Here is a 26,585-nt window from a genome sequence, read left to right as displayed (position 1 = left end):
CATGGGAAAAGATGGTTTAGTAATTGTATATACTGGTGGCGGAAAGGGCAAAACGACCGCTGCGCTTGGAATGGCATTAAGAGCAATAGGATATGATCACAAAGTATGTATGATTCAATTCATAAAAGGATCATGGCATTATGGGGAATTGGATTCTATCAAAAGATTAGAACCTGAATTTGAAATTGTAACTGCTGGAAAAGGTTTTGTTGGTATTTTAGATGATAAGAGTCCTAAAAGTGAACATGAAAAAGCTGCCAAAGAGGCTATAGAATTTTGTAAGAAAAAAATGCTATCTAAAAAATATGATTTAATTATATTTGATGAAATTAATTATGCGGTAGATTTGAAATTAATAACCATACAAGATGTAATTGAATTGATTAATGCAAAGCCAAATGATTTAGACATAGTACTTACAGGTAACCATGCAAAGAATGAGATAATCGAGATGGCAGATTTAGTAACAGAGATGAAAGAGATTAAACATCCGTTCAAGATGGGAATTAAGGCTAAAAAAGGTATAGACTTTTAATTATTAGTATATCTCTTGCAAAACGAATAATGATACAATAATTGAGTCATACCATACCAAAGTATAAGACAACATTAAATTACGGATGTTTAGGTTTAATCCAAATGAGCATAGAATCAGGTCTGCCAGAGCAGGGAGAAATTGTACCTGCAACTGTAACAAGAATTACAGATCACGGGGCGTATGTTACACTAGACGAATTTAATGATGTACAAGGATTTTTACACATATCAGAGGTCGCACCGGGATGGATTAAATCTATCAGTAAGTTTGTCAAAGAAGGTGAAAAAAAGGTGCTGTTGGTAAAAAAAGTAAACAAAGATAGAATTGATATAGATTTATCACTAAAACAGGTATCAAACGANTCAAAAAAGAAAAAGATTATTGAATCTAAACATTATGAAAAAGGTAAAGCGTTGCTACAAAGTGTAAAAGAATCTGGTAAACTCAATGATAATGATATTGAAAAATTGGAAGACGGTCTTTATTCAAAATATGATTCAGTATATGATGCATTTTTAGATATAGCAAGAAAAGATACATCTATAATTAGTGATCTAAAATTATCAAAGATAGTTACAGATACAATAACTAAAATTTGTAAAAAAATGAGATTACCATCAGTGGAGATTAGAGGTATTCTTAATATTACATCTCCACAATCTAACGGAGTCGAAATTATTAAAAAAACATTTTCTAGTGTTATGAAAGAATCAGATGTAACTGCAAATATTTCATATTTAGGCGCACCAAAATACAGATTAAGTATCTCTGCAACAGATTTCAAATCTGCTGAATCTGCAATAAAGCCAATACTACACACAATTCAATCAACAATAGAGAAAAAACACGGTACTTTCAAATTTGTTCGTGAAGATTCTAAAAAAACTAGGGAATAAGATATGCGACCATTAATTAGAAAATGTCCAAAATGTAATACATACACACTCAAACAGAATTGTCCTAAATGTGAGGGGGTTACAGAATCAGTTCACCCAGCAAAATTTTCGCCAGATGATCGATACATGAAATATCGCATTGCCGCAAAAGATTTTTACTCTAAAGGTACATAGTCTTTATTTATTTCATAAATGAGTATAGTATTCAAGACACCTCTCTCATCAGTAAAGGAAGGTGAAGAGTAGGCTAATCTGAATGGACCGTCACCGTCTGCAGGATATTTAACATCTTTAATATAGATCGGAGTTGAGCCAAGTTGATATTCAGCAACTTGAGTTTGATCTTGCAGCAAGTAGGTAACAGGAGTAAAAGGAATCATACTACCCAAGGCCGTCTCTTGCCACAGATAATCTGTACCAGAATTACCATCTAGTTGTAGAAATTTACTCTCAGGTAAACCACCAATACGTATAAACCATATCTTTTTTGAAAAGTCACCACCACCATTCAAAACATAATATCCATCTTCTTCATTTAAGGAATTAACACGATGTCCTGCGATGTATAATAAAACGTAATCTGCATCCATTGTATTTGAAAATGCACTCCATGCTATATCAGGAGGACTAAGAAATGCACGTCCAATCTCCGCTATGCGAGTAGAATTACTTGTACTATTATCTGCCAAACTAGCTCTCTCCCCAAGTGTTTGAATCCAATATCCATAATCCCACCACGAACCCACTACAGATCCCTTTGACGTATTATTCTTCATCCACTCGAATGTATCTGGCCAGTCAGGGCTATTGATGAAGTATCTACTACTACCATTTGCAATTGATGGAGGTTGGTGAATAGCAGTAAGCCAATTTGCGTTTACAGGATGAATCAAAGGAACTACTAGTAGAAGAATAATTAGAGCTCCGAATATCATCTTAGTTGGAACATTTGGTACAGGCATAATTTTTTTACGTAATTGTACACCGGGTTTACATATTTGGCGAATCAAAACAGTCAGTCCAATACTTGCGACACTAATTACAGCAATTGATGCAAATAATTCAAGTCGAATAAATGCAGAACTCATGTAAACTCCAAACATACCAAAGATTAATGCAAATGCCATCATATCATTAGGAATACGTAATGGAGAATCATCATTTTCTAGAGAACGAACTCTAAAAATAAACCAAATTCCAATCACTGCAAATATCAACATAGTAGACATCACATAGAACGAAAACTCTATTGTGACAGAGGCGTGTTCTGCTACCGAGGTTGCAAGTACACTTTTTTGTATAAGAAAAGGATTTACAGCACTAAGATAGCGAAAGGATGCAGGAACAACATTTGCTGCAAGTAATCCTATGGCAGAGACAATAGTAAATAGAATAAATAATAAAGAGTTTCGTAATTTATTTTCCAAATTGCTAAAACGGTGTACCAGTATAGTCAAAACCATAACGATATACGAACCGCCTAAAAGTAGTCCACCTAAACCCAGTACAAAGTCAATGCCTTGTCGTTGGAAAAACATAGCTGTAACAAGACAGGCTATTAGGAATAGTGGTGTGTATTTTAACAAAAATGTATAATCTTTACGTACGAATGGTAACGTTACGATAAACATGGCAAGTAGTAGAATGAAAAAAGAGCTTCCTCCCCAAGCAGAAACAGAAAATGTAAGTAGTATTCCACTACCAATTATCTTGGGAATCGCTACTTTGCGATTTTGTGATTTAATTCCACTGATGAATAAATATACTGCAAATAGACCATAAAATATCCCAACCGGTTCTGATTTAAACCAGCCAATCATGCCTCTAGTTAAAAGTGGAATTGAAAATGACATGAGTAATGCTGCGATAAGGCCAGAAGTTGTTCCTGCGATACGACGAACAAGTGCAAATAAAACAAGGGCCGATAATGGACCGAAAATCACAGGAACCAGTATAGTGACATCTAAAAGAGAAATAGACTCTCCCAATACATAATAAATAGATGCAGCAGACAGATACAACATTAGCTGAGAGCCAGCAGAAACATCACGACCATAAGGATGCCAACTATATTCATCATTCCATTCATGAAATGCGATTATACCGTTATCTACAATATATTGTGTTGCTCTATAATGAAAGTAAGGATCATATTCATTTAATACAAAACCAAAATCAGCAGGTAGGGAGCGAAGCATTGCCGAATTAGCTACAGCAATTGATAGGATTCCTATTACAAGTAAATGTCGAAGGTTAAACTCATACTTGCCTGCATGAAAGAGGACCCTATCAGATAACATATTATCAAGCGTGTTTTAGCATTGACTTATTATTCTTTGTAATTAGTGAATAGTACCTAAGGAGTAAAAGTGCCTTTCAGGCTAGTTTCTTGGATAATATGTCCATCTATAGTAGATTTCAACTGTTCCCTGTCAGAGCCTAGAGGTAGATCTAAAATTGTATCTATAGCATATAGCTTAAAGATGTATGTGTGCCTTTTATCAGGTGGTGCAGGACCACCATAATTCACTTCTCCAAAATCAGTCTTTCCCAATACAGCTCTAGTAGAGGAATTAATTTTATCAGATGGCGAAATATTCCACATCAACCAATGAACCCAAACTTTACCCACTATATCCATTGCATCAGGATCATCCATTATCAGAACAAGAGATTTGGTATTTTCAGGTATATTACTAATAGATAGGTTGGGAATTTTATTACCATGTTTGTATCCACATTCACGTGGAATCTCTTGACCGTCATCAAAGTCAGGACTCGATAAGGTAAGTATAGACATTATCATATTATGATAAATTCCTCAAAATAAATTTTACTGATTTTCAAGTATTATTCTATCATTATACAAAGACATTATTGAACCCCCTGCACTNCGAACATTATTTTTTAAATCACGATCTAGTGTCACTACTATACCACCATACTTTTTGATATAATTAATTATAGAATGATTTGCAGGTATCCTAATAATGGAAGAATCAATACTGAATTGTTTTGCTAGAGTTAATGCACTAGTAGCTTGACGACTTTTTTTAGGATTATTTATCAAATGTTCAAGTTCTAACATAACAGATTTAGGAATAACAAATTCATATTGTCCGATTTCAGTTATAGATTCATCTAGATTTTTTATTCTACGAGTTGCAAGTGATATAAGAAAACTAGTATCACAGATTATACTAACCAAATAATCCAGCACCGATAAGTCTCCATCGATCTGCAATTCTACGACTTATGGCTACGCGTCCATCTTTAAACAAGCAAGTAGGACGGCGTAATGCAACTGTAATTGTGTCATTTTTTACTTTGGATACAGTGGATAAGATTGGAGCTGTCCCTATGTTTAACCTAAGATGTTCACCCATTTTGATTGGTGTGACTTTGATTTCATCAACACCAAATCCAACAGCTGAATCAAATAATTTAATAGAAAATGTAGCAGTTGCAGATACATCCGGAAGCGTACCGGGTTTACCAATGACAGAGCCAGTAAAAGAATCACTTCTAGTAAGAGATGGATTTAATTTTGTACCTATGGCAGTAAGTCCACCGGGTCTAATATTATCTACAATACCACCAGAAGTTCCAAGAGAAATAATATCTGTTGTAAGTGGAATGTATGTTTTCTTTCGTTCATCATATAAACCAGGTTTAATCTCAATCTCATCATCTATCTTTAGACTACCTTGTACAAGACTACCACCTATTATACCGCCCTTGATCTTTTCAATATTACACCCAGGTTTATTGACATCAAAGGAACGTAAGACATGCATTATTGGGTCAGCGGATTCTTCTCTTTGTGGTGTTTTAATAGTAGATTCTAGTGCTGCAATTAAGGCAGAGCGATTCAATCCAGATTGAGCAGAGATTGGAATTACAGGCGAGTCGGTAGTGACGGTTCCTTGAGCGAATTTAACAAGATCAGAATAATTTTCAAGAGCATTTTCATACGATACAAGATCCACTTTATTTTGTACTAGTACGATCTGTTTTATGCCAAGAGTATCGAGTGCTAAGAGGTGCTCTTTAGTTTGAGGTTGTGGGATTTTTGAATTGGCAGCTACGATTAGCATAGCACCATCCATGAGAGCTGAACCAGATAGCATATTTGCCATCAAACTTTCATGTCCTGGACTATCTACAAAACTTACTACTCGAGTCAATTCACTTTCTTTACCACAGTTGAGGCATTTTGGTTTAGTGGAATAACCAAGCGTATCTTTACAAGATTTGCATTTATAGATAGGAGTGTCTGAATATCCAACTCTTATTGTAATCCCACGTTTTAATTCTTGACTATGAACACTTGTCCATGTACCAGTAAGAAGTTTAATGATAGAGGTTTTACCATGATCTACTTGTCCTGAAGTGCCAATATTTACACAAGACTGTCTACCATATTTTTTAATATACCAATCAGGTAATGATTCACACCAGCTCATAGAAATGATTTAAGAGATCAGGCTATTAACCTATTCATCTTTTTTTTCTGGTTCAGGAGAAATTTCCTTTGGTAGTTCACCATCAAATTTACAGTTTATTTGATAGGTTTCCTCAGATATTGTATTACCACAGATTAATTTACGTACACGTTAACCTTTTTCTACATCCTGTAATCCTACACCTTTTGAGAGTAGTATGTATTTACGCGCTGAACCGTGTAAATCACTACGCATTGGAATTCCAGATGTGTCACTACCACCTGTAATGGACATAGTTCCAGATAATCCCACGACGGATGCATCAGTATCTGAGCCAATAGATAAACCAACTAGCTGATTTGCATCAGAATCTTTAAGTTCCTTAGTAATGGATTTTCCTTTTTTATCAGATATTGTTAATTTAAAGCTAGCCAAGTATTACTTGGACACTGACAACTATTAATTAACTTTGGTATTATACATAAATGTACATAGATGAATAATAAAGATAAATCAAAAATAGAACAGTTAAAGGAATATGTAATGTGTCCCAAATGTAATTCTAAAATGCAGAGTATTCAGACATGTCATATGCAATGTATGAATTGTGGATCTCATTTAGATTGTTCAGATAAGGGAAGTTTCTGGTAATTAGAAGCCAGAACGTTTAGGAATATAATCAGTAACCATATTGATAGCATTTTGTTTCATAATTTCAATATATTCATCGTAACTGGATTGAAAATTACAATGAGGGCATTTCACACTAGTAATATCATCATCAAGAATTGCAGCTTTATCACATTCAGGACATCTTGCATCCATAATTCTTGTATGTATTCAAACTATATATATAATGTATATCACAACATTGATTCTTACACGTAAAATGACACCAAAACTACAAGTCTACGACTAGTGCTATTAATAATATAAAAAATGTACTAGGTCTAGTCTAATAATTTTTGAGTCAAGAGTATAATTTTAGATTCATTTGGCTTTTATGCCCAGATCATATTACAGTTATATTTTATATCTAAATCAGCTAAAGATTTGATGACATACATCTAATAATACAGAATATATTTTTACAATGTATATGAAAGTCACACTATCTAACATTGAAATAAACAACAAAGTCACAAAAGCAGTAAATAACGTACTAAAATCAAAGAGGTTCATTCTAGATAAGGAGACTGAAAAATTTGAGGATGAATTTGCAAAATTTTGTAGAGTACGATATGCATCATGCGTCAATTCTGGCACTGCTGCATTATTTCTATCACTATTAGGATTAGGAGTTAAAAAAGGCGATGAGGTCATTTTACCTTCTCTCTCATATATTGCAACAAGCTTGCCAGTATCTATGCTAGGAGTTATACCAAAATTTGTAGAAGTAGATAAAAAAAATTATACAATTGATCCTACAAAAATAGAGGAGGCAATAACAAAAAAAACTCGTGGAATTATTCCTGTTCATTTGTATGGGCACCCAGCAGATATGAATGAAATAAAAAAAATTGCAAAAGAAAAATCCTTGTTTGTTATAGAAGATGCAGCACAAGCACATGGTGCAAAATATAAAAATAAATCGGTGGGTTCTTTTGGAGATGTAGCATGTTTTAGTTTTTATCCTTCTAAAAATCTAACAGTGTGTGGAGATGGAGGTATCGTCACATCAAACAATTCAAATCTTATAAAAAAAATTAAAATGTCAAGAGATCATGGAAGAACAGACAAATATCTCCACAAAATTTTGGGGCATAATCTAAGATTCAATGAAAATCAAGTTGCAATTGGCAATGTAATGTTAAAAAAATTGCAGAAAGACAATACATCTCGAAGAAATGTGGCAAAAATTTATGATGAACAATTAAATTCAAATGTTATAATTCAAAAAGTTGAAAAATGGGCAACTCCAGTATACCATATGTATACAATTAGAACTAGATTTAGGAGTAGATTACAAAAATTTCTAAAAGAAAGAGGTATACCCACAGGTATTCATTATCCAATACCAATTCATAAACAACCAGTCTACAAAAGATATAACAAAATCAAATTACCTATAACCGAAGAAATTGCAAATACAACTTTATCAATTCCCATGTTTCCAAGTTTATCTAACAATCAACAAAGGTACGTCATAAAAAACATCAACAAATTTTTTGAACAAGTATGAATAAAATAAAAAAATGTGTCATAACAGCTGCAGGGACAGGAACTAGATTATTACCATTTACAAAAGAGAATTCAAAAGAAATGATGCCAATTTATGCAAAAAATAAAAATCAGATATTGTTAAAACCAATCTTACAAGTAATTTATGAATCCATATTTGATTTTGGCATAAACAATTTTTGTTTTGTTGTTGGCAGAGGAAAAAGAAATGTTGAAGATCACTTTTTGATATCAGAAAAAAATAAACTGAAAAATAATGCTGCGATGAAAACTTTTTTTCAAAAAGTTGGCAAAAGTAACATAAATTATGTCCAACAATCAGTATCTCGTGGTTTTGGAGATGCTGTGGCAAAATCAAAATTTTTTGTCAATAATAATGATTTTTTGCTTCATGCAGGAGATGATGTTATACTATCTCCAAACAACGACCACTTACAAAGATTGGAAAAAGCATTTTTTGAATATGATGCAGATGTGGCATTTTTAGTAACAGAAATAAGTGATCCAGAATCATATGGTGTAATTCAAGGCAACGAGATCAAAAAGGGAATCATCAGGGTTGATAGTTTCGAAGAAAAACCGAAAAAACCAAAATCAAAATTGGCAGTGATTGCCATCTATATTTTTAAAAGTTCAGTTTTTAAGACTCTGAAAAAGACCAAACCAGATAAAAAAGGAGAGATTCGTCTTGCAGATGCAGTAAAATCAATAATTAGTAATGGAAATGCTATTGCAGTGAAATTAAAAAACAACGAAAAAAGAATTGATGTTGGAATTCCAGAAAACTATGTAGATTCAATTAACACTTCATATCAATTTTTTAATAAAAAATAATGTACGAGTCTACTCTATAGATACATTTTGTCGTATCTGATATGTAATTCAATTCTTACCCTCCATGTATCAAACAGGTAAGAATTACAAAGAGTAATTGTTGTAATTCTGTTATGTTATTTTTAATGTAATGTATCATATGTTTAAAAAGTTGTGATGCAAGTTGGATTTTTTCACTAAAAACAATTTACATACTAGTATAGGTAGGCTCATACAAAGTAATTTATGAAAAAACAATCAAAAGATACTATGAAACAAAAAATGTAATTATTTATGAGAATGTAAAAATTGGTAAAAACAGGAAAACAACCAATAACCAATGCAGATATAGGTTATAGAACTGTAAGAATCGCAGAATTAGCAACCAAGTCGGCACAACAAAATAGAGTTATCATGACAAAAAATATAGGATAATCTGCAGAAGAGTTGCTCCAATATTGGATCAGAAATGAAATTGTTTTCAGGTATACAATTCATGCTTAATTAAAGAATGAGCCTAAAATTTTAGGATAATCTAGTAATTATTGTTTTTAGTAGGGTGGTATAATGTGTAGTATGCGGAATTAGTTTAGTCGGTATGACGTCAGCTTCCCAAGTTGAAGGTCGCGGGTTCGAATCCCGCATTCCGCATTGTTAATTATAAATTATTACAGTTAATCAGAGAATTACACTATCAATAATGTGATCTTTAAATATTTAAATAAATATTTCAAAGAATGGCCATATCGAATACAACTAGAAACGCATTAGAACAGATTGGAATGACAAGCTATGAAATTAAAACATTCTTGACATTACTAGAAATGGAAAAAAGTACTGCGTCAGATATTAGTAAACGATCAGGTGTGCCATATTCAAAGATTTACGAGATACTTGGAATGCTAGAGAAGAAGAGTTGGATAGAATCTGATGATTCTAGACCTACAATTTACATGATAAATTCACCAGAGACAGGGGTGAACACCATACAACAAGAGACGGAGGAATTATTTAAAAAAAATAAAGAAATGATACTCAAAGAATTGATGCCAATATACAAAAAGAAAGGAATTAGTGAGCGACCAAATATTCTAGTAATTTCAGGAGGAATTAACATTTTAGTAAAAATGTCAGAAATAGTTGAATCTTGTAATAAAGAGATCTTAATTGCACTGCCAAGTATGGTGGATAGTGAACTGATAAAACAGGCATTACCAAAACTCAGATTACTATCTGATAAAGGAATAGAGATTACTACATTGATAACAAATGATTATGATAAAGATCTTTTAAAAGCAGTATCTAGACTGTCAAATTTAAAAATTAAAAAAGATTTGTTTGCTGGAGGAATTATTTCAGATCAGAGATATGTCATGATACTCTTAGGTTCACACTCTAAAAATATAGAAGAGTCTGTCGCAATATGGGCAGAACACCCAGGGTTGGCAAACTTTGCTAGAGAATACTTTGAATACTTATTAAATGATTCAAAGAAAGTATAGAAATGGAAGCTTTGAATGAAGAAGTACTATTTGTAGGAACTGCTGAGGCAGAGCACATAGAGATGTATCTAAAAGCAGTATGGCGTCTCAAAGAAAAAAATCAAGATGTGAAGATTAGTAGTATTGCAAAGATGTTAAACATTAGACAGCCAAGTGTTGTACAAATGCTTAAAAAATTACGTGGGAAAAAATTAGTAAATTACACCAAGGCAGAAGTTGAACTTACTGAGGAGGGAAGGAAAATTGGATCATTAATGATGCGTAATAGTAGATTATTAGAGGTACTAATGAGAGATGCACTCAAAGTAGAAATTGATGAGGAGATGGTATGTGGTATAGAGCATCATATGAAGAATCAATTTACCAACGCATTATGTACCATGTTGAATCATCCACGAAAATGTCCACATGACTACGATATACCTATGGGTGAATGTTGTCAGATGAGTAATATAGATAAGGAGTAGATGAATGATGGCTTGTTTTTGTGGTTGTAAAGAATTTGTAAAGGACAAAAATGGATTTAAAATTGGCTGTGTAAATTGCTCACACGGCAGACAGAATCATGATGACGAGTATAGAGAAATGGCCAGAAAGAACGTTGAACAGAGTCAAAAACGCGAGACAGACTTTGGTTAGTCACCGATAATTTTTACCAATACTCGTTTTGCACGATTACCATCAAATTCACCATAAAAGATTTGTTCCCATGGACCAAAATCTAATTTTCCTTTAGTGATCGCAATGACAACTTCTCTTCCCATAATTTGGCGTTTAAGATGAGCATCGGCATTATCCTCACCTGTATCATTATGTGAATAATCAGATATGGGATCGTGAGGGGCAAGTCTCTCTAACCATTTTTTATAATCTTTGTGTAATCCATGTTCATCATCATTAATGAATACACTTGCCGTTATATGCATAGCATTAACAAGACATAGACCTTCTTGCACAGTACTAGATTTGATCAATTTTTCTATCTTTGGAGTAATATTGATGAATGCGTAACGTGTTTTAGTATTAAATGTAAGATACTCGGTAAGTGATTTCACAGTTTGCATCTGTACGTCTAGAATAAAAATCCAAATGCAGGCTCAGAACTCAAAATCCATATCATCAATCATAGGGATAGCATCATCAGCACCTGCAAAGATATTATAAAATTTAGTATAATTAATCTTTCAGGGTATGACTCTAAATTGGAGTTTGTACATCATTCTTGGGCATGACAAACAGTTGAGATAGTTGGTCAAAAAGCTTGATATGGATCACTATGATACGTAACGCATGGTCAAAATAGACACATCCACATCACTAGAAAATTTCAGGCGATTCATAATGACAAGTACATGCAAATCATTTGCTCCTGAAAGTTATGTAGATGATAATGAGATTTTTCCAGAAAGAGAAGACAAGCTTGGAGCAATCTATGTAGAGGCTGCAGACAAGGTTACAATAAAAAAGATCAGAGACATCACTTTTGTTAATGCAAGAGACATACTAGGAATAATTTATAATTCTAGAAGTGGAAATACAAAACTCAATTGGAGACAAATTCAAAAATTCTCAGGTAAGGTAATAGGAGAAGCATCAGAGAATACAGTGAAGAATTTGGCAGCATGCGGTATACTTACATTAGAATGGATAGAAGATTATGCCCAACAAATACGTAAAAATTAGACAGTTATTTTATTCCTAATTATTTTTATCATTTTATAGAAAAATTACATATGATCATTTGACTAAAATAATGAATGATATAATGAATGATGATGATTACGAAATGGATAGATAAATTATCTGTTGGGGTATCTGCTGAAGATCCCGATGATTTAATAATTTTGCGCCGAATAATTACAAAGGGGGATATAATCACAGCGGATACAACACGGGTACTAAAACGTGATAAAGTAAATGCTAGACCAGACAAGGGAGAACGAATCAGGGTACGAATAGTTTTGCAGGTAGAAAAATTATCTCTAGATGCAATGTTGGATAGACTACGAATTACCGGAACAATACAGGAGACTAGTAATGAGGATTTGGCAAAGAGTGGGCATCATTCATTATCTCTAAAGATTAATCAGCGAGTAAAGATCACAAAGCAAAATTGGCACCCAATAGAAAAAAAGAGACTAAAATCAAATCAGCATACGCAAAAATATATTTTGATTGCAATAGATAGACGAGAATGCGGTATTGCTAAACTCGATGGTGTACATTTGGACATATTACCTAATGTAGATTCTGGGGCTAGTGGTAAACGCTACAAATCAGATTTTGATGTGGAAAAATATCTAAGAGAGATTCAAGGTATCATACAAGAAATTTCAAAGGATAGAAACAGAATAGTTATTTTTGGACCCGGTGAAACAAAAAAATTGTTGGGTAAAAAGTTGGAAACACAACAAATCAAAATTGAAATAATAGATGGGATAGATTCAGCAGGTGAGGATGGTATACACATATTTGTAAAATCAGAGGTAATGTCAAACATTATGTCCGATACAAAATTAGCAAGTGTTCATAAAATAATTGAACAGGTGATTCGACTAGCAGGTCAAAAGAGTAAAAGATTTACCATGGGGATTGATGATACAAAAAAAGCAAATGAATTAGGGGCAGTAGAATCTATTATTTTTTCAGATAAAATAATACAAACACATGATGAACAACAAGTGATTAATTTATTAAATGATGCAGAAAATAACGGTGTCATTACATATGGAGTGGATAATACAACAGATATCGGAATGCGTGTATCTGGACTCGGTGGTATGATATCTTTACTCAGATATTCTATAGAGTAGTTGAATCTACAAGCCATTGCATGTAAGAATCATTTATTGATGTAACATCAATCTCTGCAATTTCTGGTGTATCATATGGATGATGTTTGGCAATCTGTTCTTGTAATATTTTCTTGTTTTTTTGAGTAGTTTTGTAAATTACTAGATATTCACCTGCTTGCTCCATCTTTCCGCCCCACCAATATGTCGAAGAAATTTGAATAATATTGGCACATGCAGCTAGGCGTTCACCAACTAGATGTGAGATGGCCCTGTCCGCAGTCACTTTGGTCGGATATGTGGATATGATCATAGATGGTTTTTCCATAGTAAGTGATAAATTGCCGTAATTAAAAAAACTAGCACTTGAGTTGGAGTTAGACTTTATAACAAATAATGCGATCATCTATGTACTAATAGTATGGGTTGGAATCATCGTTGCCGCAAAAGCCCTCAAGTTACAAAACCACGGTTTTGAGATCAAACCATATAGTCTAGTTTATAAAAATACTCAAGTGTATGACATTTTAATTCGAATACTTGGTAGAACAAAGAGAGGAATTCGAGTACTTGCAGATGTTAGTGTTGTAGCAGGATTTTTAATGATGGGATTTGCTTTTTGGTTTTTAATAAATAATATAACAAATTTCTTCCTAGTACCAACAGAATTTTCAGAATTAACTGTATTGATACCCGGTGTTACATTAACATCAGCATCAGCAATCGCATACTTTCTTCTCTCACTTCCAATCGTACTGATTGTACACGAAGGAGCTCATGGAATAGTAGCGGCGTTGGAAAAAATTAAAATAAAAACTGGAGGATTTGCAGTATTCATTGCTGTATTTGCAGGATTTGTTGAACCAGATGAAGAGGAATTTGATAAAGCAAAAAGAATATCCAAACTTCGTGTTATAGGAGCAGGGGCTACTGCAAACGTAATATTTGCACTTGCGTTAGGAGTCATACTATTAACAAATCCATTATTTGCCATTGTTTTACCAGAACCCATTTTGGGCACATTTTATGATGTTACAAATGGCGTTACAGTATTATCAGTAATTGAAGGATCTGGCGCAGAAAGTGCAGGTATTCTAACAAATGATATCATTATAGGAATTGATGATTATACGATACGCACGCCCATAGATATGCAAAAAATAGATCTGATTCCTGGAGATACCAATACAATATCTGTTCTAAGGGGCGAGGACACACTACAAATTCCTGTGGAAATAATATCTGCACCAGATGATCCAGACAGAGGAATAGTAGGAATTATGAGAGATGGCTCACTAGCATTTACCCCTGTATTTGATTATATAACATGGGATAATCACCATCTGTCATTATTTCTTTTATGGTTATGGATGATTTCATTCTTTATAGGAATAATCAACATGTTACCTTTACCAATATTAGATGGTGGGAAATTCGTCTATAGTATAATAGAGAAAAAAATGTCAGATGGAATGCTCAAAGGTGTAATGTTTGGAATCTATGCTTTCACTTTTCTGATATTTGGACTAAATATAGCATTGTCATATATTAAATCCGGATGGTTTACGATTTGATAAATGAGAAATGTCAAAAATGTGATAATAATTCAGCGTACGTAAGAAGATATTCAGGGGAGAGGTTATGTTCAGAGTGTTTTTCACATTCAATACTTCGTAAAACTGCAAAAACAATTTCAAAATATAAAATGATTAAACACGATGATTCTGTTGCCGTTGCAGTGTCTGGTGGAAAAGATTCTCTATCGTTACTGCACATTCTTGAAAAAATGTCCAGAGCACATAACTTTAGAATAGAGGCATTTACAATAGATGAAGGAATTCCCATATATCGACAAGAAGCATTGAAGATAGTAGATAATTTTTGTAGATCAATAAACGTGAAGCACAGTACATATTCATACAAGGACATGTTTGATTTAACACTAGACGAGGCGCTAGAAAAAAGAGAAGAAAAAATATCATCGTGTTCTATTTGCGGTGTTTTACGACGAAGAGTTATGGATCAAGCAGCTGCGGAAATAAATGCAGATGTAATTGCAACAGGACATAATTTAGATGATTCATTACAAACATTTCTAATCAACATGTTAGCAGGGGATACAGGTAGGATTGGTTTTACAAATAGTACAAGAAAACCCATAAAGATCAAACCATTTTGTGAGATTTATGAATCAGAGATTGTATTTTATGCATTTACAAATAATATTCCATTTCAAACAGAATCTTGTCCTCATATGAATGAGGGAATACGCACGGAGATCAGAGAGATGCTAAATAAACTTGAGGAGAACCACTTTGGGATTAAGAATAATCTATATCGATCTATTGGCAAATTATCGAGTCCTATAACAAAAAAAAGTGTCAGATGTAGCATTTGTAATGCAGAATGTACCGGTCAGGTATGTTCTGTATGTAAGACACTAAGAAATTTGAGATCATAGACCTAATGCAAATATAACACTAATCATGTCAGTAATGATGGTAGCAGGTAGGATTGGGGTGCTAGCCGTGCCCTATTCTGAAACCGGCTATATGCAGAGATCAGTAACTGATGAATAAATCTCAAGAGAGTTAGTACTCGCTTGATGGGTGGAAATGAAATCACGCCGAAGCGGGTGGTTGCAGAATCAGAGTCATCCGAAGGGATGACGTATAGATTCGAACTGTCGAAATGGATGAGATCCGGGAGGGGGCAATTCTAAGATAGAGCATCCACGCTTCTTCGTCAACGTGGCGGATCTTACACATCTTGAAATGAGACTAGTTCTTTTGACTGGAATCATCAGATCTGCTACCACTATTCTTAGTATAATACCTCAAAGGTATTAAATTCGCCAGTAAAATGTTCATGTCTCACATCTACATACTCTACTCTGGAATTTGTAGGACCAACACTGCACCAATCTACAACACGCATGACATCGAGATCACTACCTTCCAGTGTAGATTCAACTCTGCCATCTTGCAAATTTTTAACCCATCCAGTTACATTATTTTTGATACAAGTAGCCTTGAGGGATTGTCTAAAAAAGACTTGTTGAACTTTACCATTTATCAAAATATGAATACGAATCGTCATGTAAATTCAAAATGAAGTTACTATCGTTTTTTTAATCGTGCTCTACCAGTCTTTCGAGCAGCTATACTTCCAACCTTTGCACCAGGAGGCGCATCACGAGAAACTGTAGAACTTTGACCCACATGCTGATGTCTACCTCCACCGTGTGGATGTACATAAGCTGCTTGTGCTACACCACGAACAATTGGATATTTTTGGCCTCTAGATTTAAAATGTCTCCATTTACCACCAGCGGACATGAACGGTCTATCAGATGCACCACCGCCAGCTAGAGTTCCAATCATTGCGCGGTTTTTTGGATTTAATTTTATAAATTTACCAGATGGGAGTTTTAAGGTGACACCATCATCACCGTGTGAAAATACAATTGCGTTGCCGCCTGCAGATTTTACAAGTGATCCACCATCACCAAAATGTCTCTCCACATTACAAACAATTGTCCCGTCTGGAATATTTTGTACGCTTATTACATTACCTTCATTAATTGTTGATTTTAATCCAAAGTTCAATACCGAGCCAACACCAAGTCCAAGAATAGCAGGTACAAAAGATACAAAGCCATCTTCGAAACGAATCTTTGCAAGTGGTGCATCTCTACCTCGTTCATGCACTAGATTAATAACAGTACCTTGATGTTGTTCTGCAAGAGTGAAAGTAGGATAAACAGCTGGTTTGAGTTTGCCAGTGTTGGCAGCACGGAACTGCATACCTCCGCGACCTCGTCTTCTAACTAGTGGTCTCTTTCCCATAAATTAGCAAATAAGAATATGGATTTTAATCTTGTGTGTGTATGTTAGGCATAAGCGAGGAATTATCACGTAAATGAGGTGTAAACAAAGAATCAGTAAACAGATTATAGATGACTCGGCTATATGTGCATAAGATAAAATTAGCGTTATTAGATTTTGTAATTACATGGAAAAGATGGAACAGAAAGACAATTTAGAGGTATCAGAGGAATTTGTGGATGAACAAGATGTAACAAAAGTAGATACACAAGAAGAATCTAATGTGGATGTAAAAATTGATGGAGAAAATGACATAAATAAACAAATTGATAATTTGCAAGAGCAACTAGATGCTGAAAAAATCAAATCATGTGAGTATCAAGATAAATTCAAACTTGCATTGGCAGATTTTCAAAATCTTGAAAAAAAAACACATACTATGATTTCAGACAATGTAAATAATATTGTATCAAAAATTTTGTTAGATTTTTTAGTAATATATGATGATATGCTACGTGCAAAAGATACATATGAAAAAATGAATGTCAATATTGATGGATTATCATCTATGTTAAAAAATATGAATAAATTTTTAGAAAATAATTCTCTAACTCCTATTGAAACACAAGGGAAGATGTTTGATCCTAATTTTCACGAAGCAATAGCATCCGTTAATGATTCATCTTTAGAGGAAAACACGATTGTTGAGGAGATGCGTAAAGGTTACACTTATAAAAATACAATATTAAGGACATCTCTAGTAAAAATAGCAAAAAAGGATGATAAAATTGAGTAAAATAATTGGTATAGATTTAGGAACAAGTAATTCAGCTGCTGCTGTTATGATGGGCGGAAAACCCACCATTATCCCAGCGGCAGAAGGGGTTACTGTAGGTGGCAAAGCATTTCCATCTATTGTGGCATTCACAAAAGACGGTTCACGTTTAGTTGGAGAACCGGCAAGAAGACAGGCAGTAACAAATCCAGATAATACAATTATGGCTGCAAAGAGAATGATGGGAACAGATCATACATTCAAGGTTAACAATACAGAGTACAAACCACAACAAATATCGTCATTCATTTTACAAAAGATTAAAAAAGATGCTGAAGCATTTTTGGGGGATACAATAGAGAAAGCAGTGATTACTGTTCCAGCATATTTTGATGATAATCAACGTCAAGCAACAAAAGATGCAGGAACCATAGCAGGATTAGATGTTGTTCGAATAATTAATGAGCCTACCGCCGCATCATTGGCATTTGGTCTAGATAAATCTAAGGAAGATATGAGAATTTTAGTATTTGATCCTGGTGGAGGAACTCTTGATGTTACAATAATGGAAATGGGAGGTGGTGTATTTGAGGTAGTTAGTACTTCTGGCAATACAAAATTGGGTGGTACTGATATGGATAAAGTGTTGATAGAGTACATTGTAGATGAATTTAAGAAGAAAGAAGGTATATCACTTTTAGAAGATTCAACAGCCATGACGCGTATTAAAGAGGCTTCCGAAAAAGCAAAGATAGAGTTGTCTAATGTTATGGAGACAGATATCAATCTGCCATTCATTGCTCAGGATTCATCAACGGGGGCAAAGAATTTAGAATTGAGATTGACTAGAGCAAAACTTGAAGAGTTGATCAATCCCATTGTGGAGGGATGTAAAGAATCCATAGTAGGGGCAATAGAAGATGCAAAGATCAAAAATGCAGATATAAATAAAATTGTACTTGTTGGAGGTCCCACAAGAATACCTCTAGTGAAACAATTTGTCAGTAAAATAATAGGCAAAGAAGCAGAGAGAGGAGTAGATCCAATGGAAGCAGTTGCTATAGGTGCAGCAATTCAAGCAGGAATCATTTCGGGTGATGTAACAAAAGATATCGTATTGTTGGATGTCACTCCATTAACATTAGGCATTGAAACACTAGGTGGTGTTCGTGAACCATTGATTGAGCGTAATACTACAATACCCACATCAAAATCCAAGACATTTACAACAGCTGCAGATAACCAAACAGCAGTTACAATACACATAGTTCAAGGCGAAAGACCCATGGCTGCAGATAATGTATCTTTGGGTAGTTTTAATCTCACCGACTTGCCTGCAGCTCCAAAAGGTGTTCCACAAATTGAAGTTAAATTTGATATTGATGCAAACGGTATAATCAAAGTAACAGCAAAAAATCTAGGAACACAAAAAGAGGCAAAAATAACAATTGAATCTAATAAAAAAATGTCAGATGACGAAATTGAAAAATTAAAGAAAGATGCTGAAGAGTTTGCAGAAGAAGATAAGAAAAAGAAAGACAGTGTTGACATTAAAAATGAGGCAGAGGGATTTATTTATAGTTCAGAGAAGATGATTAGTGATACATTCAAGGATAAGATAACACAAGAGCAAGGTATCAAAATAACAGACGCTATAAGAGAACTTAAAGAAGTATTAAACAAAGATGTAGACACGATAAAGTCAAAATTAGAGGAGTTACAAAAAATAGTAAATGAAATTACAACAGAAATATACAAAAATATAACACCACCGCCTGGTGCTGAAGGTACAACTGGTGCCAAGGACTCACAAGGAACACCTGGTGCTGAAGGTACGACTGGTGCCAAGGACTCACAAGGAACACCTGGTGCTGAAGGTACAACTGGTGCCAAGGACTCACAAGGAACACCTGGTGAAGAGAAGACAGACGATACACAAAATACAACAGATTCTCAAGGGTCTAGTGAAGATGACAAGACAGACAATATGCAAGATGATGATTCCACAAAGAAATAATCACTTGTATTCTATGATAAAATACAAATTATATAAAAAAACTAGAGTGATTCTATGAGCGCAAAGCGTGATTACTATGAAGTACTAGGAGTTAACAAGTCTAGTTCGCCGGCAGATGTAAAATCTCAGTATAGAAAATTAGCATTAAAATTTCACCCAGATCGTAACAAGTCATCTGACGCATCTATACATTTTAAAGAAATTTCTGAAGCCTATGCTGTACTTTCAGATTCAGAAAAGCGCAAAGTGTATGATCAGTATGGTCATGATGGCATGAATAATCAATTCGGTGGTGAAGATGTATTCAGAGGCAATGCAAATTTTGGTGACATTTTTGGAGACATATTCAAGAATTTTACAGGTTTTGGATTTACTGGTGGTCAACGAGGTGCAGATATGTTGTATGAAATGTCTATATCGTTAGAGGATGTTCTACATGGAAAGAATACCAGTATAGACATAGATCAAAATGTGAGCTGCCCTGATTGTGATGCCACAGGATGTCGTCCAGGAACATCAAAGAGTAAGTGTTCTAGTTGTAATGGATATGGAAAAGTGAGACAGACACGTAGAATGGGTCCTGCATCTTTTATCACTGAATCTGCATGTGGGAGATGTAGTGGACAGGGTGAAAAGATTGATGATCCGTGTAGGAAATGTAGTGGTAAAGGGCTAGTTCGTGGAGTAAAACATGTGCCAATATCATTACCACCGGGAGTAACAGATGGAGATTATTCCGTCCCAGGGGAAGGGGAAAGAGTAACTAGTGGACAAAACGGTGATCTAATTGTACGTGTTCATGTAATGCCACATAAAGAATTGAAACGTGATGATGCGGATTTACATTATAATGCAGAGATTGATATGATTGATGCAGTACTAGGTACAGAAATTAAAATACCCACCATAGAGGGCACAGCGAAGATTAGGATAGAGTCAGGTAGTCAACCATTTCAATCCATTACTCTAAATGGAAAAGGTTTACCAGGTTTGAGATTTGGGAGGAGAGGAAATCAGTATGTACATCTCAAGGTAAATATACCAAAAAAACTCAGTAGAAAACAAAAACAATTGTTGGAAGATTTTAAAAAGTCATAAATCATTCAATATGATATATTATAAAATAATGTTAAAGAAACTTATTGTATTATAAATCAGATAACTTGCGGGGGTCGCCCAGCCTGGTCAAAGGCGTAAGGTTCAGATCCTTATCTCTTAGGAGTTCGTGGGTTCAAATCCCATCTCCCGCACATAATTAATATTTAGATAATATCAGGTTATTACATAATACCGTGATTTTAAAAACATAAACAATATATGAAAATTGTTGAAAAGATTTCGGGATCCAATTCATAATTTCATAGATGTGAGCGATGAAGAGCTAGCAATAATTGATGATCCTGTGTTTCAAAGAACTCGAAATATCAAACAACTAAGTTTAGGAAATTATGTATATCATGGGGCTGAACATTCACGATTTGGTCATATGTTAGGTGCTATGCACATCAGCTGGAAAAGTCATGGAATCATTGGAAAAAAATATAGAGAAAAGTCATGGAATCAACCTAGAAGCACGTGATAAAAAAACGATAAGGATGGCAGCACTTTTACACGATGTTGGTCATACACCATTTTCACATTCATTAGAAAAGATACTAGGGGAAAGTCATGAAAAATATTCTAAAAATTTAATTGAAAATCATTTTGCTGATATAATTGAAAAAGTTGGTGTTGATCCTAAAGAAGTAAGTGAATTGATTGATGGTTATTCAAAGAAAAATTATCTTAGTAAAATTATTAATGGACAATTAGACGTAGATAGAATGGATTATTTACTTAGAGATTCACATTACGCAGGTGTGTCATATGGTAAATTTGATTTAGGAAGAATAATAAATCAGTCAGCAATAGTAGATAATCAATTTGTAATATTGGAGGGAGGATATGAAGCAATTGAACAGTTTATTTTTGCTAGAGATTAAATGTATAAACAAGTATATTTTCATAAAACAAAAATGGTATTTGAACTTATGTTAGAGAAATGTGGAGAATTATTGAAAGATTCAGAATAAATTCAATTATGTAAGATTAGAAGATTTGAAGAGTAGTGATACAATTAAAGAATTTATCGAACAGGACGATAGATGGTTTTTAAATCAAGTATTTGATTCTGATTTACCAAGAGTCAGACAGATTGCTACGTTGATTAAAAAAAGAAAACCATATTTGGAGATATATTCACCAGTTTTAATTAGAAATAAAGAACTTAAAGATGTGAATGCAAGGTTGGAAATATTAGAAAGAGAGTGAAAGAGGATTTAGAGGATTTTGATATTAGTAGGCATGAATTTTTAATAGAGAATCATACTAGGGAAGCATACGCTGTTGATGATTATGATTCAAGTGGAATTCCCATATATTATAAAAATAATAAGTTTATAGAAAATATTGAGAAGAGATCAAACTTTATTCAAAATGTTATTAAAAACAGATACGTTATGATTAGGGGATTTATCATACCAGAGAAATATGATAAAATAAAAGATTATCTTAAAGAAAAGGGTTATAATTTACCAGAGAGAATTGTATGAATAACATAATTACCTACAAACTAAATATAATAATTTATTAATAGAATGGATGAGAAAATAACATGTTAACAATAAATGAATCAATAATATTACAATATATCAAAAAGGCAACTGATAATTCAAGAGTAAATAAAAGGGGGGTTTTGGGGAAAAAAGCATTACAAAAATGCATGTATTTTTTTAATTTGAATGAGAATTATTTTTATTTCAAGTGGGCAGACTATGGTCCATTTTCAAAAGAACTACAAAATATTGCAGGATTTCTAATAGACAGTGAAAAAATTAATGTTGAGAAAGAAAAAACAGGGAAGAAAAATGCAATCACTCAGATCTTAACATTTAAAGATGAAACTAAAATATATGATAAATTACCAGAGAACGTAAATGCAAAAATTGATGAAATTATAAAATTTTCGTCAGGATTGAACCCTAGAGAACTAGAATTACTAGCATCTGTTCATTTTTGGGCAGAAAGAGAACAGGGGTATCTAGAGAAATATACGTCAGAGTACATACTTGAGAAATTGACAGACTTAAAACCAGATGCAGGTTTTAAGAAAGACGACGTTGAATGGGCAATTGAAAAATTAGAAGATAACGGCTTTCTTGCCAAAAATGATGATAATAGTCAAAATTAGACGAATTTAAGATATATACCAATATGGATCCAATGTGCCAAAGATATAAAAAATAGAAATTAAGTATTTATGATATGACTGAAAATGGTGTGCCTCTCAAAGTTCTTGAGGCATATACAAGAGATGTTGGTAGAGGAGTAGCTCGAATTGATTATGATTCAATGGATACTTTGGGAGCATCAACTGGTGATGTAATTGAGATTAAAGGTAAACGTAGAACAGTTGCAAAATGTCTACCATTATATCCATCAGATGAAGGAAAGTCCATCATAAGAATAGATGGACTTGGTAGAAATAATGCAGGTATTGCAATTGGTGATACAATTAATGTTCGTAAGATAAAAGCAGTTGGAGCAGAAAAAATTGTGGTAGCTCCATTAGAGACAATACCACCTATTGATGAAAGATATCTTGCAGATGCACTTGAAAGTGTTCCTCTGATAAAAGGAGATAATGTCATGGTTCCATACTTTGGTGGTAGATTAACATTTCAAGTAATCAATATATCTCCAAGTTCTGATGCAGTCCTTGTAACTCAGAAAACAGTATTCAAAATAGCAGAAAAAGGTGAAACACTAAGAGGTGTTCCACAAGTAACGTATGAAGACATTGGTGGATTAACAGATGAGATAAGAAAAGTAAGAGAGATGATCGAGTTACCATTACGACATCCAGAAATTTTTGAGAAACTAGGAATCGAAGCGCCAAAAGGTGTTTTATTATACGGTCCACCAGGAACTGGAAAGACACTATTAGCAAAAGCTGTTGCAAATGAAAGTAATGCTCATTTTATTAGCATATCTGGACCAGAAATTATGAGTAAATTTTATGGAGAGAGTGAAGTTAGATTGAGAGAAATTTTTAAAGAGGCTAGAGAAAAATCACCGTCTATCATATTTATTGATGAAATTGACTCGATTGCACCAAAAAGAGAAGAAGTTACAGGCGAGGTAGAGCGTAGAGTGGTTTCACAGATGTTATCACTCATGGATGGATTAGAGGCACGAGGAAAAGTTATTGTCATATCTGCAACAAATAGACCAAACGCAATTGATCCAGCTTTACGTAGACCAGGTAGATTTGACAGGGAGATTGAAATCAAGGTCCCAGATAAAAAAGGTCGTTATGATATACTTTCAATACATACTAGAAACATGCCACTTGGCGATGATGTAGATATAAAGAAAGTGGCCGCATTAAGTCACGGGTATGTTGGTGCAGATTTAGAATATCTTTGTAAAGAAGCTGCCATGAAGTGTCTTAGAAGACTACTTCCAGAATTAAACTTGGAAGATGAAAAAATAGCACCTGAAACACTAGATAAATTAATTGTAAATGGTGCAGATTATCATAAAGCATTAATCGAAGTAACACCATCTGGAATGAGAGAAGTCTTTATAGAAAATCCAGACGTAAAATGGGAAGATGTTGGTGGATTAAAGAAAGTAAAGCAAGAATTACAAGAAGCCGTAGAATGGCCAATGAAATATCCAGAACTATATACCAAACTTGGTCACAAAATGCCAAGTGGAATATTATTACACGGTCCTAGTGGAACTGGAAAGACACTATTAGCAAAAGCTGTTGCCACACAAAGTGAGGCAAACTTTGTTTCTGTAAGAGGTCCAGAACTATTATCAAAATGGGTAGGAGAATCAGAACGTGGCATAAGAGAAATATTCAGACGTGCAAGACAGGCATCTCCATGTGTAATATTTTTTGATGAAATTGATTCAATTGCTCCAATCAGAGGTGCAGGAGGAGAAACTGCCGTTACAGAACGAGTCGTAAGTCAATTGCTAACAGAACTTGACGGTATGCAAACAATGCATGGTGTAGTTGTATTAGCAGCAACAAATAGAGTTGATATGATCGATTCTGCTTTATTACGCCCAGGTAGATTTGATAAGATCATATCTATTCCTTTACCAGATAAAGAAAGTAGAAAGAGCATATTAGAGATTAACGCTAAAGATATTCCAGTAGTAGAGAAAAATAGTTCAGAATCTATTGATTTTGACAAACTTGCAGAAATTACGGATGGTATGAGTGGCGCTGATGTGGCGTCAATTGCCAATACTGCAGTATCACTTGTTATCCATGAATTCCTAGATGAAGGTGTAGATGATATTAAAAAAGTAGAAAAAGATGCAGAGAATGCTAAGATTACAATGAAACATTTTGAAAGTGCAGTCAAGAAGGTAAAAGAGCAAAAGGATTTGAAAACGGGTCAGAAAATTGTTGCATCATATTATAGATAACTTTGTCAGTGAATAAAACAAATTATACAGGTTATTCNTGAAAAGCTAGAGAATTTCTAAAAAAGAATAATGTAAAGGTTGGAGATCGTGTCAGAGTAAAGGGTGATCTTGTTCATACAGGAGTACTAATGGCACGTTTTGAGCAGAATGAAGACGACCATATTGTGATAAAGTTGAAAAATGGATACAATATAGGTCTAGATATATCTGAAATAGAGTCGTTGGAGATCATTGAAGAAAAGCGAACAGGCATAGTACCAGATATCAAGAAAAAAATGGACAGTAAACTTGAAAAAATTCTCATCATATCGACGGGGGGAACTATTGCAAGTAGGATAGATTACAGAACAGGTGCTGTTACGCCTACTTTGGATATTTCAGAGTTGATTGCACAGATTCCAGAATTAGAGAAAATTGCAAATATAGACTATAAAGTATTGATGACAAAGTATTCAGAAAATATAGTACCAAAAGATTGGTTAGTGATTGCAAAGGAAATTGACAAACATGCGTCTTCAGATTATGCAGGAATTATTGTTGCACATGGAACAGATACCATGCAATACACATCTGCATTTCTTTCATTTGCCTTAAAGGGATATCCAATACCTATTGTACTGGTCGGATCCCAAAGATCATCTGATCGTCCATCATCAGACGCTGCTTTGAATCTAATTATTGCAGCTAAATTTGTTACAAATTCAAAGGTCCAAGGTGTATTTGTTGCAATGCATCAAAATGAAAATGATGATGTCATTGCTTTTCATTTAGGTACAAGGGTAAGAAAGAATCACACCAGTAAGAGAGGGGCATTTCAGACAGTAGGGGATGATCCAGCATTTTTGATTAATCATGAAGAGATGAAATCAAATTATCAGACAGAATTGATTAAATATACTCCAAAAATAGCATTATCCACAAAAGTATTTTTCGTAAAATATCATCCAGGATATGATTCTAGTATGTTGAATCACGCAATAGAATCAGGTACATGTAAGGGAATCATATTTGAAGGAACCGGATTGGGACACGTTGGAGATACACTATACTCTAGTATACATTCAGCTAAAGAAAAGGGAATCTTTGTCGGTATGACATCGCAATGTATCGATGGTACGATAAATATGTCAGTTTATGAGAGTGGAAGAGATCTTTTGAATTTGGACGTAATTCCGCTTGGAGATATGATTCCAGAGGTGGCATTGGTAAAATTTATGTGGGTTTTAGGTAATGTACAAGATTTATCTGAAATTAAACAACAGATGACAGATAATATTGCATCTGAAATAAATCTTCGGAGAAATTGAAA

30 protein-coding genes, 2 tRNA genes, 1 other RNA gene and 1 pseudogene are annotated in these 26,585 nt (G+C 33.9%); 25 read left to right on the top strand and 9 right to left on the bottom strand.

Annotated elements, in window-relative coordinates:
• Position 1 precedes the first annotated feature (1 nt).
• The 3 genes from cobO (at position 2) to R1F52_03955 (ending at position 1,608) form a co-directional block, all read left to right on the top strand.
• Positions 2 to 535: a cob(I)yrinic acid a,c-diamide adenosyltransferase gene (gene cobO / locus R1F52_03965; GenBank protein ID WOV93792.1), complete on the top strand. Its 534-nt coding sequence runs from the start codon at positions 2 to 4 to the stop codon at positions 533 to 535.
• 104 nt (positions 536 to 639) lie between these two features.
• Positions 640 to 1,434, top strand: coding sequence for a S1 RNA-binding domain-containing protein (locus tag R1F52_03960; GenBank protein ID WOV93791.1), 795 nt, complete (start codon positions 640 to 642; stop codon positions 1,432 to 1,434).
• Between the two features lie 3 nt (positions 1,435 to 1,437).
• Complete coding sequence (locus tag R1F52_03955) at positions 1,438 to 1,608, top strand: RNA-protein complex protein Nop10 (protein WOV93790.1); 171 nt, start codon at positions 1,438 to 1,440, stop codon at positions 1,606 to 1,608.
• On the opposite strand, the gene R1F52_03950 is transcribed toward R1F52_03955, so the two are convergent.
• The 5 genes from R1F52_03950 to R1F52_03930 all read right to left on the bottom strand — a co-directional run bounded on the left by R1F52_03950 (position 1,590) and on the right by R1F52_03930 (position 6,314).
• Positions 1,590 to 3,734: an STT3 domain-containing protein gene (locus tag R1F52_03950; GenBank protein WOV93789.1), complete on the bottom strand. Its 2,145-nt coding sequence runs from the start codon at positions 3,732 to 3,734 to the stop codon at positions 1,590 to 1,592. The two genes, R1F52_03955 and R1F52_03950, sit on opposite strands and share 19 nt — an antisense overlap.
• A gap of 56 nt (positions 3,735 to 3,790) precedes the next feature.
• Positions 3,791 to 4,234 (bottom strand): YbhB/YbcL family Raf kinase inhibitor-like protein, encoded by a 444-nt coding sequence (locus tag R1F52_03945; GenBank protein ID WOV93788.1) that lies wholly within the window; start codon positions 4,232 to 4,234, stop codon positions 3,791 to 3,793.
• 33 nt (positions 4,235 to 4,267) lie between these two features.
• Complete coding sequence (locus tag R1F52_03940; protein ID WOV93787.1) at positions 4,268 to 4,642, bottom strand: twitching motility protein PilT; 375 nt, start codon at positions 4,640 to 4,642, stop codon at positions 4,268 to 4,270.
• Positions 4,635 to 5,900, bottom strand: coding sequence for a translation initiation factor IF-2 subunit gamma (locus R1F52_03935; protein WOV93786.1), 1,266 nt, complete (start codon positions 5,898 to 5,900; stop codon positions 4,635 to 4,637). Before R1F52_03935 ends, R1F52_03940 begins: the two co-directional genes overlap by 8 nt.
• Before the next feature lie 150 nt (positions 5,901 to 6,050).
• On the bottom strand, positions 6,051 to 6,314 hold the full coding sequence (locus R1F52_03930) for a S6e family ribosomal protein (protein ID WOV93785.1): 264 nt from the start codon (positions 6,312 to 6,314) through the stop codon (positions 6,051 to 6,053).
• 664 nt (positions 6,315 to 6,978) lie between these two features.
• On the opposite strand from R1F52_03930, the gene R1F52_03925 reads away from it, so the two are divergent.
• The 6 genes from R1F52_03925 to R1F52_03900 all read left to right on the top strand — a co-directional run bounded on the left by R1F52_03925 (position 6,979) and on the right by R1F52_03900 (position 11,014).
• The gene (locus R1F52_03925; GenBank protein WOV93784.1) at positions 6,979 to 8,061 is read left to right on the top strand and encodes a DegT/DnrJ/EryC1/StrS family aminotransferase; all 1,083 of its coding nucleotides are present in this window, start codon (positions 6,979 to 6,981) and stop codon (positions 8,059 to 8,061) included.
• Positions 8,058 to 8,894: a sugar phosphate nucleotidyltransferase gene (locus R1F52_03920; GenBank protein ID WOV93783.1), complete on the top strand. Its 837-nt coding sequence runs from the start codon at positions 8,058 to 8,060 to the stop codon at positions 8,892 to 8,894. Before R1F52_03925 ends, R1F52_03920 begins: the two co-directional genes overlap by 4 nt.
• 557 nt (positions 8,895 to 9,451) lie before the next feature.
• Positions 9,452 to 9,524: transfer RNA gene (locus tag R1F52_03915), tRNA-Gly, on the top strand.
• An 86-nt stretch (positions 9,525 to 9,610) separates the two neighbouring features.
• On the top strand, positions 9,611 to 10,375 hold the full coding sequence (locus tag R1F52_03910) for a helix-turn-helix domain-containing protein (protein WOV93782.1): 765 nt from the start codon (positions 9,611 to 9,613) through the stop codon (positions 10,373 to 10,375).
• Between the two features lie 2 nt (positions 10,376 to 10,377).
• The gene (locus R1F52_03905; protein WOV93781.1) at positions 10,378 to 10,842 is read left to right on the top strand and encodes a metal-dependent transcriptional regulator; all 465 of its coding nucleotides are present in this window, start codon (positions 10,378 to 10,380) and stop codon (positions 10,840 to 10,842) included.
• A 4-nt stretch (positions 10,843 to 10,846) separates the two neighbouring features.
• On the top strand, positions 10,847 to 11,014 hold the full coding sequence (locus tag R1F52_03900) for a hypothetical protein (protein ID WOV93780.1): 168 nt from the start codon (positions 10,847 to 10,849) through the stop codon (positions 11,012 to 11,014).
• Here R1F52_03900 and R1F52_03895 read toward each other — a convergent pair.
• Positions 11,011 to 11,439, bottom strand: a complete 429-nt coding sequence (locus tag R1F52_03895) for a secondary thiamine-phosphate synthase enzyme YjbQ (GenBank protein ID WOV93779.1) — start codon at positions 11,437 to 11,439, stop codon at positions 11,011 to 11,013. The two genes, R1F52_03900 and R1F52_03895, sit on opposite strands and share 4 nt — an antisense overlap.
• Before the next feature lie 226 nt (positions 11,440 to 11,665).
• Between R1F52_03895 and R1F52_03890 the strand changes: the two genes are divergently transcribed.
• Positions 11,666 to 12,058, top strand: a complete 393-nt coding sequence (locus tag R1F52_03890; protein WOV93778.1) for a hypothetical protein — start codon at positions 11,666 to 11,668, stop codon at positions 12,056 to 12,058.
• Positions 12,059 to 12,144: 86 nt separating this feature from the next.
• On the top strand, positions 12,145 to 13,188 hold the full coding sequence (locus R1F52_03885) for an mRNA surveillance protein Pelota (GenBank protein ID WOV93777.1): 1,044 nt from the start codon (positions 12,145 to 12,147) through the stop codon (positions 13,186 to 13,188).
• Here the strand turns inward: R1F52_03885 and cutA are convergent.
• Entirely contained in the window at positions 13,178 to 13,495 is a 318-nt protein-coding gene (gene cutA, locus R1F52_03880) for a divalent-cation tolerance protein CutA (GenBank protein ID WOV93776.1), read from the bottom strand. The genes R1F52_03885 and cutA overlap by 11 nt on opposite strands.
• Before the next feature lie 43 nt (positions 13,496 to 13,538).
• On the opposite strand from cutA, the gene R1F52_03875 reads away from it, so the two are divergent.
• The 3 genes from R1F52_03875 (at position 13,539) to ffs (ending at position 15,982) form a co-directional block, all read left to right on the top strand.
• Positions 13,539 to 14,741: a site-2 protease family protein gene (locus tag R1F52_03875; GenBank protein ID WOV93775.1), complete on the top strand. Its 1,203-nt coding sequence runs from the start codon at positions 13,539 to 13,541 to the stop codon at positions 14,739 to 14,741.
• The gene (locus R1F52_03870; protein WOV93774.1) at positions 14,738 to 15,628 is read left to right on the top strand and encodes a TIGR00269 family protein; all 891 of its coding nucleotides are present in this window, start codon (positions 14,738 to 14,740) and stop codon (positions 15,626 to 15,628) included. The genes R1F52_03875 and R1F52_03870 overlap by 4 nt, the downstream gene beginning before the upstream one ends.
• 40 nt (positions 15,629 to 15,668) lie before the next feature.
• An RNA gene (ffs, locus tag R1F52_03865) (signal recognition particle sRNA) lies at positions 15,669 to 15,982 on the top strand.
• Between the two features lie 8 nt (positions 15,983 to 15,990).
• On the opposite strand, the gene R1F52_03860 is transcribed toward ffs, so the two are convergent.
• Both R1F52_03860 and R1F52_03855 read right to left on the bottom strand, forming a co-directional pair.
• Positions 15,991 to 16,266 carry an acylphosphatase gene (locus R1F52_03860; GenBank protein WOV93773.1) on the bottom strand — a complete coding sequence of 92 codons (276 nt, stop codon included), beginning with the start codon at positions 16,264 to 16,266 and terminating at the stop codon, positions 15,991 to 15,993.
• 20 nt (positions 16,267 to 16,286) lie between these two features.
• Complete coding sequence (locus tag R1F52_03855; GenBank protein WOV93772.1) at positions 16,287 to 17,015, bottom strand: 50S ribosomal protein L2; 729 nt, start codon at positions 17,013 to 17,015, stop codon at positions 16,287 to 16,289.
• Positions 17,016 to 17,181: 166 nt separating this feature from the next.
• On the opposite strand from R1F52_03855, the gene R1F52_03850 reads away from it, so the two are divergent.
• The 11 genes and pseudogenes from R1F52_03850 to gatD all read left to right on the top strand — a co-directional run bounded on the left by R1F52_03850 (position 17,182) and on the right by gatD (position 26,583).
• Positions 17,182 to 17,790 (top strand): nucleotide exchange factor GrpE, encoded by a 609-nt coding sequence (locus tag R1F52_03850; GenBank protein ID WOV93771.1) that lies wholly within the window; start codon positions 17,182 to 17,184, stop codon positions 17,788 to 17,790.
• Entirely contained in the window at positions 17,783 to 19,786 is a 2,004-nt protein-coding gene (dnaK, locus tag R1F52_03845) for a molecular chaperone DnaK (GenBank protein WOV93770.1), read from the top strand. The genes R1F52_03850 and dnaK overlap by 8 nt, the downstream gene beginning before the upstream one ends.
• Positions 19,787 to 19,840: 54 nt before the next feature.
• A complete protein-coding gene (dnaJ, locus tag R1F52_03840; GenBank protein WOV93769.1) occupies positions 19,841 to 20,884 on the top strand; it encodes a molecular chaperone DnaJ in 1,044 nt (347 codons plus the stop codon).
• A 67-nt stretch (positions 20,885 to 20,951) separates the two neighbouring features.
• Positions 20,952 to 21,036: transfer RNA gene (locus tag R1F52_03835), tRNA-Leu, on the top strand.
• A gap of 77 nt (positions 21,037 to 21,113) precedes the next feature.
• Positions 21,114 to 21,365 carry a hypothetical protein gene (locus R1F52_03830; protein WOV93768.1) on the top strand — a complete coding sequence of 84 codons (252 nt, stop codon included), beginning with the start codon at positions 21,114 to 21,116 and terminating at the stop codon, positions 21,363 to 21,365.
• Positions 21,307 to 21,768 (top strand): HD domain-containing protein, encoded by a 462-nt coding sequence (locus tag R1F52_03825; protein ID WOV93767.1) that lies wholly within the window; start codon positions 21,307 to 21,309, stop codon positions 21,766 to 21,768. The genes R1F52_03830 and R1F52_03825 overlap by 59 nt, the downstream gene beginning before the upstream one ends.
• A 115-nt stretch (positions 21,769 to 21,883) precedes the next feature.
• The gene (locus R1F52_03820) at positions 21,884 to 22,096 is read left to right on the top strand and encodes a hypothetical protein (protein ID WOV93766.1); all 213 of its coding nucleotides are present in this window, start codon (positions 21,884 to 21,886) and stop codon (positions 22,094 to 22,096) included.
• Entirely contained in the window at positions 22,093 to 22,377 is a 285-nt protein-coding gene (locus R1F52_03815) for a hypothetical protein (GenBank protein ID WOV93765.1), read from the top strand. Before R1F52_03820 ends, R1F52_03815 begins: the two co-directional genes overlap by 4 nt.
• 62 nt (positions 22,378 to 22,439) lie before the next feature.
• Positions 22,440 to 23,015 (top strand): hypothetical protein, encoded by a 576-nt coding sequence (locus R1F52_03810; GenBank protein ID WOV93764.1) that lies wholly within the window; start codon positions 22,440 to 22,442, stop codon positions 23,013 to 23,015.
• Positions 23,016 to 23,089: 74 nt separating this feature from the next.
• On the top strand, positions 23,090 to 25,276 hold the full coding sequence (locus tag R1F52_03805; protein WOV93763.1) for a CDC48 family AAA ATPase: 2,187 nt from the start codon (positions 23,090 to 23,092) through the stop codon (positions 25,274 to 25,276).
• A gap of 80 nt (positions 25,277 to 25,356) precedes the next feature.
• Positions 25,357 to 26,583 (top strand): annotated as a pseudogene (gatD, locus tag R1F52_03800) (Glu-tRNA(Gln) amidotransferase subunit GatD).
• Positions 26,584 to 26,585: the final 2 nt, after the last annotated feature.

The organism is Nitrosopumilaceae archaeon AB1(1) (assembly GCA_033471095.1).
Classification (GTDB): Archaea; Thermoproteota; Nitrososphaeria; order Nitrososphaerales; family Nitrosopumilaceae; genus Nitrosoabyssus; species Nitrosoabyssus spongiisocia.
The sequence above is the reverse complement of the archived record's forward strand: the minus strand, read 5'-3'. Positions and strand labels throughout refer to the sequence as shown.

Coding starts and splice junctions, on each gene's coding strand:
- R1F52_03855 (WOV93772.1), bottom strand. CDS start 17,015: ATGGGAAAGAGACCACTAGTTAGAAGACGAGGTCGCGGAGGTATGCAG.
- R1F52_03805 (WOV93763.1), top strand. CDS start 23,090: ATGACTGAAAATGGTGTGCCTCTCAAAGTTCTTGAGGCATATACAAGA.
- cobO (WOV93792.1), top strand. CDS start 2: ATGGGAAAAGATGGTTTAGTAATTGTATATACTGGTGGCGGAAAGGGC.
- R1F52_03810 (WOV93764.1), top strand. CDS start 22,440: ATGTTAACAATAAATGAATCAATAATATTACAATATATCAAAAAGGCA.
- R1F52_03950 (WOV93789.1), bottom strand. CDS start 3,734: ATGTTATCTGATAGGGTCCTCTTTCATGCAGGCAAGTATGAGTTTAAC.
- R1F52_03955 (WOV93790.1), top strand. CDS start 1,438: ATGCGACCATTAATTAGAAAATGTCCAAAATGTAATACATACACACTC.
- R1F52_03920 (WOV93783.1), top strand. CDS start 8,058: ATGAATAAAATAAAAAAATGTGTCATAACAGCTGCAGGGACAGGAACT.
- R1F52_03860 (WOV93773.1), bottom strand. CDS start 16,266: ATGACGATTCGTATTCATATTTTGATAAATGGTAAAGTTCAACAAGTC.
- cutA (WOV93776.1), bottom strand. CDS start 13,495: ATGGAAAAACCATCTATGATCATATCCACATATCCGACCAAAGTGACT.
- R1F52_03890 (WOV93778.1), top strand. CDS start 11,666: ATGGTCAAAATAGACACATCCACATCACTAGAAAATTTCAGGCGATTC.
- R1F52_03935 (WOV93786.1), bottom strand. CDS start 5,900: ATGAGCTGGTGTGAATCATTACCTGATTGGTATATTAAAAAATATGGT.
- R1F52_03905 (WOV93781.1), top strand. CDS start 10,378: ATGGAAGCTTTGAATGAAGAAGTACTATTTGTAGGAACTGCTGAGGCA.
- R1F52_03895 (WOV93779.1), bottom strand. CDS start 11,439: ATGCAAACTGTGAAATCACTTACCGAGTATCTTACATTTAATACTAAA.
- R1F52_03885 (WOV93777.1), top strand. CDS start 12,145: ATGATGATGATTACGAAATGGATAGATAAATTATCTGTTGGGGTATCT.
- R1F52_03945 (WOV93788.1), bottom strand. CDS start 4,234: ATGTCTATACTTACCTTATCGAGTCCTGACTTTGATGACGGTCAAGAG.
- R1F52_03925 (WOV93784.1), top strand. CDS start 6,979: ATGAAAGTCACACTATCTAACATTGAAATAAACAACAAAGTCACAAAA.
- R1F52_03850 (WOV93771.1), top strand. CDS start 17,182: ATGGAAAAGATGGAACAGAAAGACAATTTAGAGGTATCAGAGGAATTT.
- R1F52_03825 (WOV93767.1), top strand. CDS start 21,307: ATGGAATCATTGGAAAAAAATATAGAGAAAAGTCATGGAATCAACCTA.
- R1F52_03900 (WOV93780.1), top strand. CDS start 10,847: ATGATGGCTTGTTTTTGTGGTTGTAAAGAATTTGTAAAGGACAAAAAT.
- dnaJ (WOV93769.1), top strand. CDS start 19,841: ATGAGCGCAAAGCGTGATTACTATGAAGTACTAGGAGTTAACAAGTCT.
- R1F52_03910 (WOV93782.1), top strand. CDS start 9,611: ATGGCCATATCGAATACAACTAGAAACGCATTAGAACAGATTGGAATG.